Here is a 14,799-nt window from a genome sequence, read left to right as displayed (position 1 = left end):
AACACGATGCGTGCATCGTGTTTTTTTATTTTCTAAAATGAATTCGTTTACATATGAAGTATTCAGTTTTCGATACTTGACAATCATCTCAACGGTTGTTAATCTTTTAATAATATTCAATTGTAGGAGGAATTTTGAAATGTGGGAAACTAAGTTTTCACGAGAAGGTTTGACATTTGATGACGTGCTTTTAATTCCAGGAGCATCTGAAGTATTACCAAAAGACGTATCTTTATCTGTAAAGTTAACAGACAAGATTCAACTCAATATTCCGATCATTAGTGCGGGGATGGATACAGTTACTGAATCACGCATGGCGATTGCAATGGCACGTCAAGGTGGTTTAGGTGTCATTCATAAAAATATGAGTATTGAAGATCAAGCGGAGCAAGTTGTCACAGTTAAACGTTCTGAAAATGGTGTCATTACAAATCCATTCTTTTTAACACCTGAACATCAAGTGTATGATGCTGAACATCTAATGGGCAAATATCGTATTTCGGGTGTTCCGATTGTTGACACAATGGAAAATAAAAAATTAGTAGGAATTATTACAAATCGCGATTTGCGATTCATTCAAGATTACTCAACTGAAATTAATGATGTCATGACAAAAGAAAATTTAGTGACAGCACCAGTTGGTACAACATTAGATGACGCTGAAAAAATCTTACAACAGTACCGCATTGAAAAATTACCAATCGTTGATAATGTAGGAATTTTACAAGGTTTAATTACGATTAAAGATATTGAAAAGGTTATCGAATATCCCTCAGCTGCGAAAGATGAACAAGGTCGCTTACTTGTCGGTGCCGCAGTAGGTGTAACATCAGATACGATGACTCGCGTAGAGAAATTAGTTGAAGCAGAAGTTGACTTGATTGTAATCGATACAGCTCATGGACATTCTAAAGGCGTTATCGATATGGTTGCTCAAATTCGTGAAACTTATCCTACATTAGCAATTGTTGCAGGTAACGTAGCGACAGGTGAAGCAACAAAAGCTCTTTACGAAGCAGGAGCCGATATTGTAAAAGTCGGAATTGGACCAGGTTCTATTTGTACGACACGTGTTGTAGCGGGCGTAGGGATGCCACAGATTTCTGCGATTTACGATTGTGCAGGAGTAGCGCGAGAGTACGGTAAAACAATTATCGCTGATGGTGGCATTAAATATTCAGGTGATATCGTCAAAGCACTTGCAGCAGGTGGTCATGTGGTCATGCTAGGAAGTTTATTAGCAGGTACAACAGAAAGCCCAGGAGGTACTGAAATTTACCAAGGTCGTCGCTTTAAAGTATATCGTGGGATGGGTTCTGTTTCTGCAATGGAACAAGGTTCGAAAGATCGTTACTTCCAAGACGATGCTAAGAAATTAGTTCCAGAAGGGATTGAAGGGCGCATGCCATATAAAGGACCTCTCTCAGATACGGTTCACCAATTAGTCGGTGGGATTCGTGCAGGTATGGGGTACTGTGGTACTGGAGATTTACGTACATTACGTGAAGAAGCACAATTCGTTCGTATGACGGGTGCTGGACTTCGTGAAAGCCATCCTCACCAGGTTCAAATTACGAAAGAAGCGCCAAACTATTCAATTTCATAAATCGATTCAAGCACCCAGCGAGTTTTTCGTTAGGGTGCTTTTTTAAAGGAGGATGGCATATGGTTCAAAAATGGCTAATTGCTTTATGTGTGTTGTTAAGTGTGTCGATTTTTCCAGTTGTGGTCTTCGCTGAAGAAGAAGCTATTTCGGAATCGACAAGTGATAGTTCACTACTTATCGATATGCATACAGGTACAATTTTAGAAGCGACCCATATTGATGAAGTTCGAGGCATTGCGCAATTAAGTCAATGGATGACTTTATATATTGTTTTACAGCAGCTCAAGGAAGGACAAATTACAAAAGGACAAATGTATACCGTGTCAGACTATGTCGCTACTGTTTCAAAAGAACCTTCTTTTTTTGATCTTCCTTTGGAAGCAGGGACAGAGGTATCGATTGAACAATTATACGATGCGTTAACGATTACGCAATCTACTGCGGCTAGTGTTGCTTTCGCGGAAATAATCGATGGGTCTGAAGTGAATTTTGTGAAGCGAATGAACGAAGTAGCTAAAGAACTACAATTAGATCAGACATTATTTACAAGTGCGTCAGGAGAAAATGGAGAGCTTTTGATTCAGATGGGAAGCGATATGGAGAGCGCAGACAGTGAATCAGTAGGAACTGCACGTGCATTAGGTGAGTTAATGTATCACACTTATCAGCTTCATCCATTACTAGGAGATGATATGAGTCGCAAAGAATTGCAGTGGGGTGAAGAGGTTTATGAAAATCGTAATAGCATGTTAGAAGGAAAATTACATGAAATTTCATATATTGACAGTGCGATGGTCGGGGAAAGCAATTTAGCAGGGTTTTCATTACTTGCGTCTGGAAAACGTGGCAAACAACGTCTTCTTGCAGTTCTTTTAGATAGTAAAACAAATGGTGAGCGGTCTGAGTTAGCTCGATACGACGTTGTGAAACGATTAATGGACGATATATTTTTACAGTATACCGATTTGGAAGTTGTACAAGAAGGCGCTCAAATTAAAAACTATGCAACTTATCCTGTTTTACGAGGCGTTCAAAAGAAAGTAAACGTAATCGCTTCAGAATCGATCCGCACACTACTTCCTAATGACTCTGAACGAGAAGCCCATGTGGAAGTCGTCTATTCTTTAAAAGAGCCGTTAGAAGCCCCTGTGAAGGCAGGAGCTGTCATCGGATATGCATATGTTACGTATGATGATAAACAAGAGTACAATTATATTGTAGACAAAAGTCATTATGTGACACTCGTCGTTGCAGAAGATGTCGCGATGACGAGTTCGTTTCGATTATTCTTCCAAGGAATTGGAATGTTTTTTAAAGAGTGGTGGAACGTGACGAATCAATTTTTAGCGTCATAGTTCCCAGCATGTTAGTAAACTATGAATTGCTTTAGGAATCTGTTCGTTAGGGATTCCTCCGAAACCAAGTAAAAATGTAGGACGTTGTTCGGCTCGTTGAACATAATATTGAGAGATTCCGACAATGCGGATATTTTGTTGCTTTGCTAATGAAACTAATTGTGTTTCGGAGCGGTCATCGTCCAATTGAATCATCACGTGCATTCCAGCATGTTCGCCGAAAAAGGTAAGAGTAGGTGAAAAAGTGTCCAGCGTTTCAATGACCGCTTGCATTTTACGTTTGTACACAGTGCGCATTCGATTCAGGTGGCGTGCGAAATGTCCATTTTGCATAAAGCGCGCCACGATATGTTGGTCAAATCTCGGGACGGTCGCTGCATATTGGATGACATCATATTTAAATGTTTCATACAAAGTCGGAGGAAGTACCATGTACGCCATACGTAAAGAAGGCATAAAAGCTTTAGAGAATGTGCTCATATAGATGACCTTCCCATGTTGGTCTAAGCTTTTTAAAGAGGGAATGGGACGTCCACTATAGCGAAATTCACTGTCATAATCGTCCTCTATAATAAAACGTTCCTTGCGAGCGTAAGCCCAATTTAGAAGTGCTGCCTTCCGTGAAGCGGATAACACAGCACCGGTTGGAAATTGATGAGAAGGCGTCACGAAAGCTGCAGTTGCTTCACTTTGTATAAGTTGTTCCACAATCATTCCATCTTGATCGACGTCGATTGGAACAATTGGGTGATGATGGTGTTCGAAAACAGGGTGCATTTGTAAATATCCTGGATTTTCGATTGCAAAGAGCGATTGCTCCCCCAGCATTCGTAATAAAAGAGCCATTAATTGCTCGGTTCCTGATCCGATAATAATTTGTTCCGGCGTGCATTGAACCCCTCGCGAGTGTGCAATATAGTGTGCAATTTCAGAACGTAATTCAGCATCTCCTTGAGGGTGGCCTAGTTGTAATAAGTCTTGATACGATTCATCGATTATTTCTTTAGCATATTTGCGCCAAGTCGCAAAAGGAAATTCACTCGTATCAATTGTACCTGGTGAAAAGTCATATAGATAAGGCAATTTTTGAGTTTCTTCTGTTTCTGTAAGAGCGACAGGAGCGCTGACAGGAGTGAGCTCATCAATTTGTTCGACAAAAAATCCTCGTCGTGCTTCAGACCGAATATACCCTTCCGCATGTAGTTGGGCATAGGCAAGTTCAATGGTCGTTTGACTCACTTCTAAAAAATTAGCTAACTTTCGTTTAGAGGGAAGCTTATCGCCGGGTTGCAGTTCATTGTCTGCAATTTTATTGCGCACTTGTTCATAGATTTGTTCGTATAAAGGCTGGTTGTTTTTTTGAAGTTCAATAAATAAAAATTCCATACAACCCCTCCTATCTGACCTGGTTAAATACTTATTAACTGGTCATTTTAATGTGGTCAAATTTCATTATACTAAAGTTAATGAAAGAAAGGGGAATCATTATGGTTGAATGGAAAAAAGGTGGCGTCATTATGGACGTCATTAACGCAGAACAAGCAAAAATTGCAGAGGCAGCAGGGGCAGTAGCGGTTATGGCATTAGAACGTGTCCCTTCAGATATTCGTAAAGCAGGGGGCGTTGCTCGTATGGCGAACCCGAGCATCGTGGAAGAAGTGCAAGCAGCGGTTTCAATTCCAGTTATGGCAAAATGCCGTATCGGACATATTTCAGAAGCGCGTACGTTAGAAGCGATGAATGTCGATTATATCGATGAAAGTGAAGTTTTAACACCAGCAGACGAAGAGTTCCACTTATTGAAAAGCGAATACAAGGTACCTTTCGTATGTGGTGCACGTAACTTGGGGGAAGCGACACGTCGATTAGGTGAAGGCGCTCAAATGCTTCGTACGAAAGGTGAACCAGGAACAGGAAACATCGTAGAAGCGGTTCGTCACTTACGTGAAATTAATGCACATGTGAAAAAAATCGTCGGTATGAATGACGATGAATTAATGACAGAAGCGCGTGATCTCGGAGCACCTTATGAAATTTTAAAACAAATTAAAGAAGCAGGTCGTTTACCGGTCACAAATTATGCAGCAGGTGGCGTTGCAACACCAGCGGACGCAGCGCTCATGATGGAATTAGGAGCGGACGGTGTATTCGTAGGTTCAGGTATTTTCAAATCAGAAAACCCTGAAAAATTTGCGCGTGCAATTGTTGAAGCGACAGCAAACTATCAAGATTATCAATTAATTGCGGAACTTTCTAAAGGCCTTGGCGAGCCGATGAAAGGGATCGAAATGTCTGAATTAACAGGTTCAGATTTAATGGCGAACCGCAGTAAATAACAATTTTTTAAGACGATTTCTCATCATTGAGGGATCGTCTTTTTTTGTTTGTCATTTCACAGCACCGTTCCAAAAAAATAATTGAAAGATTTTTCAGAAAATACTTGCAAGTTCTTTTAAGTTGTTTTATGATGTAAAAAAGATTTTGTGAGGGAGAGTTGTTTATGAGAGAGGGATTTATTGACGTCTATCGGGGAGAATATGTGGAAAGTAAGCACCGTGTACATATTGCGGTCGTCGATTTCGAAGGAAATGAGCTGTGCCAAGTCGGAGATATTGAGCAATTTGTATTTGGACGCTCTTCGATGAAACCGATTCAAGCTTTATCTTTAATCGAGTCAGGGGCTGCGGATACGTATCAGTTTTCTGAAGCGGACATATCATTAGCTTGCGCTTCACATAATGGAGAAGCACAACATACAGAACGAGTGCACGAAATATTAGATCGTCTTCATTTAACGACGGACGATTTAAGATGTGGTACCCATGCGCCACGGTGGGATGAAGCGTACCGGAAAATTATTTTAGAACATCGAGAAATTACACAAGAATATAACAACTGTTCAGGAAAGCATAGCGGCATGTTAGCGACTACTCTTCAAATGAAAGCGGATACAAATGATTATTATAAAATTGAACACCCAGTCCAACAACATGTTTTACAAATTGTAAGTGACATGACGGAAACTCCAACAGAAGAAATAAGACTCGGTGTAGATGGTTGTGGTTTACCTGTTCATGCTGTACCGTTAAAAAATTTAGCGCTCGCTTTTGCCAAATTAGCGCAACCGAAATTATTACCGGAAGCACGACAAGAAGCGATTCATCGAGTGACAAACTCCATGATGCATGAGCCAGCCATGGTAGGAGGGACAGATCGATTCTGTACAGACTTCATGCGAGTGATGGATGGTGCGATGTTCGGTAAAGCAGGTGCGGAAGGCGTGTACTGTGTCGGAGTGAAAGAGCGAGGAATCGGCATTGCGCTAAAAGTAGAAGATGGAAATGGAAGAGCGACTTCTACTGGAACCCTTGAAGTGTTAAAGCAATTAGAACTAATTTCAGATGAGCAACTTCAACAGTTGGATCAGTATGTGCACACTGAAATATTAAATGGACGAAAAGAAGTTGTAGGGAAACTCGTTCCACGTTTTCAGTTGGAATGTGCAAATATAAAATAGAATAAGGGAGAATGGTCTATGAAAAAAGCATATGTACGTTTTGGTTTATTGCTCGTTTTAATTTTTAGTTTAGTAGCTTGTTCTGGAGGCGAAGAAGGGGAAAAAGAAGTAAAGAAAGTAGATAAAACGAATAAAGATGTGACAATTGCAGTGAGTGCCACATTAACAGGAATGGATCCACACGATACGAACGATACATTGTCAAACTCTGTTCAAAAAACGATGATTGAAGGATTAGTCGGATTTGATGAAGAAATGAATGTCATCCCTGTTTTAGCAGAGTCTTATGAATCGAATGAAGAGGCGACAGAGTTTACGTTCAAATTACGTGAAGGAATTGAGTTCCATGATGGAACACCATTCAATGCCGAAGCAGTAAAAGTGAATTTCGAGCGTGTAGCGAATCCAGAAAACGGATTAAAGCGCCAAAGTTTATACGGATTAATCGATACAATTGAAATTATTTCTGACTATGAAGTGAAATTTACTTTATCAGAACCGTTCGGTGCGATGTTAAATACATTCGCTCACCCAGCAGGAGGAATTCAAAGCCCGAAAGCTCTTGAAGAGTTTGGGAAAGACGTTGCACGTCATCCTGTAGGAACAGGTCCATTTAAATTTGTTGACTGGCGTCCAAGTGAATATTTAGAAGTTGAAAAGAATGGAAATTATTGGAAAGAAGGATACCCGAAAGTAGATAAAGTAACATTCAAACCAGTAACAGAAAATGGCTCACGTGTTGCGATGTTACAAACGGGAGAGGCTGATTTCATCTATCCTGTTCCGACTGAACAAGTCGAAGCGTTACAAGGAAAAGACGGAATTGTTGTGGATTCTGAACCCTCGATCGTCGTTCAATATGCATCATTAAATACGATGAAAGAGCCTTTCAACAACCCGAAAGTGCGTGAAGCGCTCAACTTAGCGGTAAATAAAGAAGCATTTATTAAAGTTGTGCTCAACGGAGAAGCAGATGTGTTAGATTCAATTATTGCACCGAACGTTCAATATTATGAAAAACAAACTCCTTATGGCTTCGATGTTGAAAAAGCGAAAGAATTATTAAAAGAAGCAGGATATGAATCTGGCTTTAAAACGACAGTATGGGGCGGCAATAGTTCGACGGCTGTCAAAGCGATGGAGTTCCTCCAACAACAATTAGCCCAAATTAATGTAGAGCTTGAAGTGTTACCGATGGAATCTGGAACATTATCGGATCGCATTTGGTCTGTAGAAAACCCTGCAGATGCTGAAGTCGGTATTTACTACGGTGGTTGGTCACCGTCAACAGGAGATGCCGATTGGGGCATTCGTCCATTGATCGGCGGAGAAGCTGCCTTCCCACCGAACTCTTACAACGTATCGTACTATTCAAATGATAAAGTGAATGCTGGAATTGCAGCAGCATTAGAAACAGCAAATTCAGATGATCGTGCAGCAGCTTACAAAATTGTGCAACAAGAGGCATGGAATGACGCACCTTGGATTTTCTTAGCGACAACTCGTACGTTAGCAGGAAAACGCGATTATATCGAAGGAGCTTATTTATTACCAGACAATTCATTAAGTATTACAGAAATTGAAATTAAAGAGTAGTCGAGAATGAGCGCTATCTTTGTATAGCGCTCTCTTTCTCTCAATGGATCGTACTCGAAAGGAGATGACCGCATGCTAAAGTTTTTTATAAAGCGGATTTTAGAAGTAATTCCAACGTTGTTAATCGTTACCGTTTTCATTTTTTTATTCGTTCATATGATTCCAGGAGATGCTGCTCGTCTCGTTGCTGGAGAAGATGCAACGTTAGAAGATATTAAGCTCGTTGAAAAAGAACTAGGTCTAGATCGCCCATTGCATGAACAATACATTAGTTACATGGGTGGGTTATTAAAAGGAGATTTAGGAACGTCTTTAAAAACGAGGCGCCCTGTTAGTGAAGAAATTGGGGCACGCTTTATGCCAACGTTTTGGCTCACAGTGTGGAGTATGGTATGGGCAGTTATGATTGGACTAATTATTGGAGTCGTTTCTGCAACGAAACGAAATAAATGGCCAGACTATGTCGGAATGTTTGCAGCGGTTTCCGGCTTGTCATTACCTTCATTTTGGCTAGGTCTTGTCCTCATTCAAATATTTGCTGTGCAATTAGGGTGGTTTCCTTCAGGGGGAATGGAATCGTGGAAAAGTTATATTTTACCCTCGATTACGCTCGGTACAGGAGTAGCAGCGGTCGTCGCTCGTTTTACTCGTTCATCTTTAATGGACGTATTAAAAAATGATTACATTCGCACAGGGCGCGCAAAAGGTGTCAATGAACAAAATATCGTCTGGCACCATGCTTTACGCAATGCGCTCGTTCCGGTTGTGACGATGACGGGTTTACAATTCGGATTTTTGCTCGGTGGATCTGTCGTCATCGAAACAGTATTTAGTTGGCCAGGATTAGGAAAACTACTCATTGATTCTGTCGCATTCCGTGATTATCCTGTCATTCAAGCGGAGATGTTAATCTTTGCTTTAGAGTTTATCATCATTAATTTAGTCGTCGATTTATTATATGGTATTTTGAATCCACAAATTCGTTACGATTGAGGAGGGACCGAATATGGAAATGACACAAACGAAAAAAGAGCAATACGAAGCTTTGCTGTTAGAAGAAGAGACGGTCCGCAGTCCGTTATCGGAATTTTGGCGCAAATTCAAAAAACAAAAATTAGCGTTCGTTTCTTTTATCATTATTTTATTTATCTTTGTTTTAGCTTTTATTGGCCCTTATATTACACCGTACGACATTACAGAACCAGATTATGAAAATGTTTTATCAGGCCCTTCTGCGAAACATTGGGCTGGAACAGATGCGTACGGTCGAGATATTTTTAGTCGAATTATCGCGGGAACGCAAATTTCATTATTCGTCGGATTAACTTCCGTCTTTTTAGGAGCGGTAGGCGGAACGGTTTTAGGTTTAGCTGCTGGTTATTACGGCGGTTGGGTAGACCGTATTATTATGCGAATTTGTGATGTGCTTCTTGCATTCCCAGGAATTTTATTAGCGATTGGAATTATCGCGATTTTAGGTCCAGGATTAGGAAATGTCATTATTGCGGTTGCGATTTTCAGTATTCCTGTATTTGCACGGATCGTTCGGAGTTCCACTTTGGAAGTGAAGTCCACGCTTTATGTAGAAGCGACACGTTCAATCGGGGCACGACCGAGTCGAATTATTTGGAAGCATATTTTCCCTGGTACGTTATCGAGCATTATCGTCTATTTTACGATGAGAATTGGCTCTGCGATTTTAACGGCAGCGAGTTTAAGTTTTATCGGATTGGGCGCGCAGCCACCTTCACCTGAATGGGGCGCAATGTTAAGTGGTGGCCGTGATTATTTAAGCATGGCACCTCACGTTACCCTTTTCCCTGGTTTAGCTATTTTCATCACTGTGCTCGTCTTTAACTTACTTGGTGACGGGTTAAGAGATGCATTAGATCCAAAAATTAAAGAGTAGGAGGGGAAACTTATGGTAGAACATGTATTGGAAGTGAACGACTTACAAACTCATTTTTATAGCGATGCGGGAGTCGTTCGAGCAGTCGATGGAGTATCTTTTTCCATTAAAAAAGGGGAGACATTAGGAATCGTTGGTGAATCAGGTAGTGGAAAAAGTGTGACCTCTCTATCTATTATGCGCTTATTGCGAGATACTCCAGGTAAAATAGCTGGAGGAGAAATTGTGTATAACGGGCGCAATTTAGTTGAAGCAAAAGAGAGTGAAATGCGAAAAATTCGTGGAAATGAAATTGCGATGATTTTCCAAGAACCGATGACTTCTTTAAACCCTGTATTTAAAATCGGACGGCAAATTGAAGAGGCGATTTTGCTTCATACGAAATGTACGAAACAACAAGCGAGAGAACGAGCGATTGAAATGTTGACAGCAGTTGGCATTTCGCGTCCAGATAAAGTAGTGGATAGTTTCCCACATCAATTGTCCGGCGGGATGCGTCAACGTGTCATGATCGCGATGGCGATGAGTTGTGATCCACAATTACTCATTGCGGACGAACCGACAACTGCTTTGGACGTCACGATTCAAGCTCAAATTTTAGAGTTGATGAAAAAATTAACAGTAGATTTTGAAACGTCTATTTTACTCATTACCCACGATTTAGGTGTCGTTGCGGAAATGTGTGATCGTGTCGTCGTCATGTACGCAGGGCGCGCGGTGGAAGAAAGTGATGTGTATACGATTTTCGAAAATCCGAAGCATCCTTATACACAAGGCTTGCTTGCTTCAACGTTAACATTAGGTGAAAAAGTGGAACGCCTTCAATCGATTCCTGGAAATGTTCCAATTCCTTCTAAAATGCCAGAAGGATGCAAATTTGCGCCGCGTTGTCCACATGCGATGGAGCGTTGTTGGGCGGAAGAACCGACCTATGATGCTTATTCAGAAAACCATCACGTCCGTTGTTTTTTGTATGAAGAGGAGGCGAAGTAAAATGAGTGAAGTATTAGTGAGAGTAGAAAATATAAAAAAACATTTTGCTGGCACTCGTAAATTCTTCTCGAGAGAGCGTGAAATTGTAAAAGCGGTGGACGGGTTAACATTCGATATTATTCAAGGGGAGACATTGAGTCTCGTTGGGGAAAGTGGATGTGGTAAGTCGACGACGGGAAGAGTGCTATTGAAGTTATTGGAGCCGACAGAAGGAAGTATTCACTTCGATGACCAAGAGATTACGCATTTGAATGAAAATGAATTGCGACCGTATCGAAAAGAGATGCAAATGGTGTTCCAAGATCCATATGCGTCATTAAATCCACGCATGAAAGTGAAAGAGATTATTGAAGAGCCGTTAATCGTTCATGGGATTGATGCGGCAACACGTAAAAAACGAGTGAATGAATTACTGGAAACAGTGGGGTTAAATACGTATCATGGTAATCGATACCCTCATGAATTTAGTGGTGGACAACGACAACGTATTGGAATCGCTCGAGCGCTTGCGGTGAATCCTCGTCTCATCATTGCGGATGAGCCTGTTTCGGCGCTAGACGTTTCGATTCAAGCTCAAATATTGAACTTGTTGAAAGATTTACAAGAAGAATATGAACTCACGTATTTATTTATTTCGCATGACTTGAGCGTCGTAGAACATGTTTCAGATCGAGTGGCGGTCATGTATTTAGGGAAAATTGTTGAGCTCGGTTCAAAGACTCAAATTTTCGAAAATCCACTTCATCCTTATACGAAAGCATTGTTAAGTGCTGTTCCGATTGCGAATCCTCGCTTAAAAAGAGAACGAATCGTCTTGAAAGGAGATATTCCGAATCCAGCGAACCCGCCTTCTGGATGTGCATTCCATACGCGTTGTCCATTCGCAACAGAGCGATGTAAAGTGGAAGAGCCAAAGTACGAATCTTATGGCGATCAACATTTTGCCGCTTGTCACTTCGTGGAGGAGTTAGCTTAAAAGAAGGGACGAAAGTGCATGAAAGATCGCATTGTCATCATTACGACATACCGAAATTATGTGAATCATATCGCGTACCAAATGTTGCAAATTTTTGGAGATCGCGCGCACATTGTAGCGACAACTTCTGAAGACTTAGATGGTGGACATTTAAAGCGAGAAGATATCATCGTTTTGTCGAGTGATATTTTGTACGGGATTGTTCAACCGTATCTTCACGAAAATCAAAACGTCATTATCGCAAAGCGAGAAGTGAATGTAGCAGCAGCAGAACAATTATTGTTTTTGCCGCCGAAGCAAAAAATTCTCGTCGTGAATGATACGAAACAAAATGCGGATGATGCGGTGGCATCTTTAAAAAATATCTTTTTTGAACATGAATATGTCGCCTTTGGAGACGACCCATTTATGGAAGGAACGTATGATTACATTTTAACTCCAGGAGAACGTCACTTATTACCGAAAACCGGAACGCCTGGTATTGATATCGGTTCTCGGATTTTAAGTATCGACTCTATTCGGGAAATTAATGAAAGTTTAAAACATCGCGTCGATCTTTCGATTTTGCATCATCGCAATTTAAAATCACAATTATTTATTGCAAAAGAAAATTCGCCTGTTCAATATGAACAGCTCGCCTTGAACGCCACATATGAAGGGATGACAATTCAACGATTTGAAGAGATCAAACACGAAATGGAAGCGCTCGGATATCTCGATGAACTTGTTGCGATTTTATACGTGTACGTGCAAGGAAAAGAACGATTACAATCGTTAGGGAGACGCCGTGTATTGCAAATGTTGCATGAACAAAATTACACATTTTCAGAACAGCAGTTGCGACGTAAATTAGAAGGTCTTCAACAATTGGAGTTACTTTTAGCAGGATCCGGTCGTTCTGGGACGAAAATTACGTCGCTCGGAGAACAATTTTTACAAATGTATCGCGAACAGAAAGAGAAGGAGTGAGCATATGAAAGTGTATATTTCGGCGGACATCGAAGGAGTATCTGGCGTCGTCCACCGCGAGCATACGGCAAGAGACGGGCGAGAACATGATCGAGCGCGCCTTTGGATGACGGAGGAAGTGAACGCTGCGATACGCGGTGCGAAACGAGCAGGTGCGACAACAATCGTTGTGAACGATGGGCACGGAACGATGCGCAATATTATACTTGAAAAACTCGATGCTGATGCGCGTCTCATTTCAGGCAGTCCGAAACGTTATGCGATGATGCAAGGGATTGAAGCACAAAATTTTGATGCAGCGATTTTTGTCGGGTACCATACACAAATGGGACAAACAGGTGTGCTCAATCATACATTTCATGGCGGTGTCGTTCAATCGATTCGATGGAATGGTGAGTCGCTCGGCGAATTTGGATTAAATGCATACTTAGCCGCTTATTTTCATACACCTGTCGTCTTCGTATCGGGATGCCAGTACATGCAAGAAGAAGCACGTCATCTCATTCCTTCTATTGAAACAGCGGTCGTGAAAGAAACGATTCATCAAGTGGTCGCTTTAAACGATTCACCTTTACGAGCGCAACAAAAAATTGAAGATGGTGTATTTGAAGCATTGATGCGTAAAAATCATGCGATGTTAGCTTTACCTGAATCCGTTACAGTTGAAATGAAGGTTAGTCAAACGGTATATGCGGATGCGATTGCCATTTTGCCAAATGTAGCGCGCATCGATGCGACGACCGTTCAAATCACTGTGGAAAATGTTGAACAAGCGTACCGATATGTTCGCTCATGGATTATGATGGCGAGTGCCGTACAATAGGAGGTTCCAATGAAAATTAGAGAATACGGGATAACAATCGGTCATTTACCGACCGGTGTACATAATTGCATTACAGATGTTGAAGGTGTGGCAGTCGGTCATGAAACGATTCGAGAAGACTTGGAAGATGGAGAAGTCATTCGTACAGGTGTGACCGCTATACTACCACATGACGGAAATTTATTTCGTGAGAAAGTGATCGGAGCGAGTCACGTCATTAACGGATTTGGTAAAACAGCAGGACTCGTACAAGTAGACGAATTAGGAACGATTGAATCGCCGATTATGTTGACGAATACGCTTGCGGTAGGCACAGTGTTGCAAAGTACAGTTAAAGAGATGTTGACCCAAAGCCCTGAAATTGGAGATACGACAGGAACGGTCAACGTCGTCGTAGGAGAATGTAATGATGGCCATTTAAATACAATTCGTCACATCGCTGTCCGTGAAGAACATGTGCAACGCGCGTTGCAAAATGCTTCCACAACTCGCGCGGAAGAAGGAGCGGTCGGTGCGGGAACAGGAATGGTTTGCTTCGGTCATAAAGGTGGCATAGGATCCAGCTCCCGTTGTACAGATCATTATACAGTCGGTGTACTCGTCTTAAGCAATTTTGGGAAAGAGCAAGATTTTGAATATGCCCGTTACAAAGGTCGACACACAGAAGAAGCGATTGCTGAAACGGACGGCTCGATCATCATCGTTTTAGCGACAGATGCACCAGTGACGCAACGGCAATTAAAGCGAATCATTCAACGTTGTAGCATCGGACTCGGAAAGACGGGGGCTTATTTTTCAAACGGAAGTGGCGACATTACGATTGGTTTTTCAACAGCACATCGCATCCCACATCAGTCGGATGAAAAAATAGCTTTGCACGTGTTACGTGACGATGAAGAAGAAATGTATCAATTGTTTAAAGCGGCGGCAGAAGCGACAGAGGAAGCCATTTTAAATTCGCTCGCACAAGCGGAAACGACGACGGGACGAAAAGGTCGCATTGTGGAAGCTTATCCATTTCGTAAATAAAATTGAAAAAAGTTGAACTTGAGTGC

13 protein-coding genes are annotated in these 14,799 nt (G+C 41.4%); 12 read left to right on the top strand and 1 reads right to left on the bottom strand.

The features are described from left to right. Positions 1–139: 139 nt before the first annotated feature. Together guaB and IRY55_RS09535 are read left to right on the top strand one after the other, a co-directional pair. A complete protein-coding gene (gene guaB / locus IRY55_RS09540) occupies positions 140–1,606 on the top strand; it encodes an IMP dehydrogenase (RefSeq protein ID WP_194563080.1) in 1,467 nt (488 codons plus the stop codon). A 59-nt stretch (positions 1,607–1,665) separates the two neighbouring features. Then, on the top strand, positions 1,666–2,961 hold the full coding sequence (locus IRY55_RS09535; RefSeq protein WP_194563079.1) for a D-alanyl-D-alanine carboxypeptidase family protein: 1,296 nt from the start codon (positions 1,666–1,668) through the stop codon (positions 2,959–2,961). Here IRY55_RS09535 and pdxR read toward each other — a convergent pair. After that, the gene (pdxR, locus tag IRY55_RS09530) at positions 2,956–4,347 is read right to left on the bottom strand and encodes a MocR-like pyridoxine biosynthesis transcription factor PdxR (RefSeq protein ID WP_194563078.1); all 1,392 of its coding nucleotides are present in this window, start codon (positions 4,345–4,347) and stop codon (positions 2,956–2,958) included. The genes IRY55_RS09535 and pdxR overlap by 6 nt on opposite strands. Before the next feature lie 101 nt (positions 4,348–4,448). Between pdxR and pdxS the strand changes: the two genes are divergently transcribed. From pdxS to IRY55_RS09480, 10 genes are all read left to right on the top strand, one after another. Next, positions 4,449–5,297, top strand: coding sequence for a pyridoxal 5'-phosphate synthase lyase subunit PdxS (gene pdxS / locus IRY55_RS09525; RefSeq protein WP_381012235.1), 849 nt, complete (start codon positions 4,449–4,451; stop codon positions 5,295–5,297). A 164-nt stretch (positions 5,298–5,461) separates the two neighbouring features. Next, the gene (locus tag IRY55_RS09520) at positions 5,462–6,478 is read left to right on the top strand and encodes an asparaginase (RefSeq protein ID WP_194563077.1); all 1,017 of its coding nucleotides are present in this window, start codon (positions 5,462–5,464) and stop codon (positions 6,476–6,478) included. Positions 6,479–6,496: 18 nt separating this feature from the next. Next, positions 6,497–8,074, top strand: a complete 1,578-nt coding sequence (locus IRY55_RS09515; protein WP_194563076.1) for a glutathione ABC transporter substrate-binding protein — start codon at positions 6,497–6,499, stop codon at positions 8,072–8,074. A gap of 72 nt (positions 8,075–8,146) precedes the next feature. Further along, the gene (gene gsiC, locus IRY55_RS09510; protein ID WP_194563075.1) at positions 8,147–9,067 is read left to right on the top strand and encodes a glutathione ABC transporter permease GsiC; all 921 of its coding nucleotides are present in this window, start codon (positions 8,147–8,149) and stop codon (positions 9,065–9,067) included. 13 nt (positions 9,068–9,080) lie between these two features. After that, positions 9,081–9,983, top strand: coding sequence for an ABC transporter permease subunit (locus IRY55_RS09505; protein WP_213086693.1), 903 nt, complete (start codon positions 9,081–9,083; stop codon positions 9,981–9,983). A gap of 12 nt (positions 9,984–9,995) precedes the next feature. Further along, positions 9,996–10,976 (top strand): ABC transporter ATP-binding protein, encoded by a 981-nt coding sequence (locus IRY55_RS09500; protein ID WP_194563074.1) that lies wholly within the window; start codon positions 9,996–9,998, stop codon positions 10,974–10,976. A gap of 1 nt (position 10,977) precedes the next feature. Next, complete coding sequence (locus tag IRY55_RS09495; RefSeq protein ID WP_194563073.1) at positions 10,978–11,952, top strand: ABC transporter ATP-binding protein; 975 nt, start codon at positions 10,978–10,980, stop codon at positions 11,950–11,952. 18 nt (positions 11,953–11,970) lie between these two features. Then, positions 11,971–12,921 (top strand): hypothetical protein, encoded by a 951-nt coding sequence (locus IRY55_RS09490; RefSeq protein ID WP_194563072.1) that lies wholly within the window; start codon positions 11,971–11,973, stop codon positions 12,919–12,921. Between the two features lie 4 nt (positions 12,922–12,925). Beyond that, entirely contained in the window at positions 12,926–13,744 is an 819-nt protein-coding gene (locus tag IRY55_RS09485) for a M55 family metallopeptidase (RefSeq protein WP_194563071.1), read from the top strand. A 9-nt stretch (positions 13,745–13,753) separates the two neighbouring features. After that, positions 13,754–14,773 carry a DmpA family aminopeptidase gene (locus IRY55_RS09480; RefSeq protein WP_194563070.1) on the top strand — a complete coding sequence of 340 codons (1,020 nt, stop codon included), beginning with the start codon at positions 13,754–13,756 and terminating at the stop codon, positions 14,771–14,773. The last annotated feature ends 26 nt before the right edge of the window (positions 14,774–14,799 follow it).

The sequence above is a fragment of the Savagea serpentis genome, assembly GCF_015351395.1.
GTDB classification, from domain to species: domain Bacteria; phylum Bacillota; class Bacilli; order Bacillales_A; family Planococcaceae; genus Savagea; species Savagea serpentis.
Note: the sequence above shows the minus strand (reverse complement) of the source record. Positions and strands in the feature narration are given on the sequence as shown.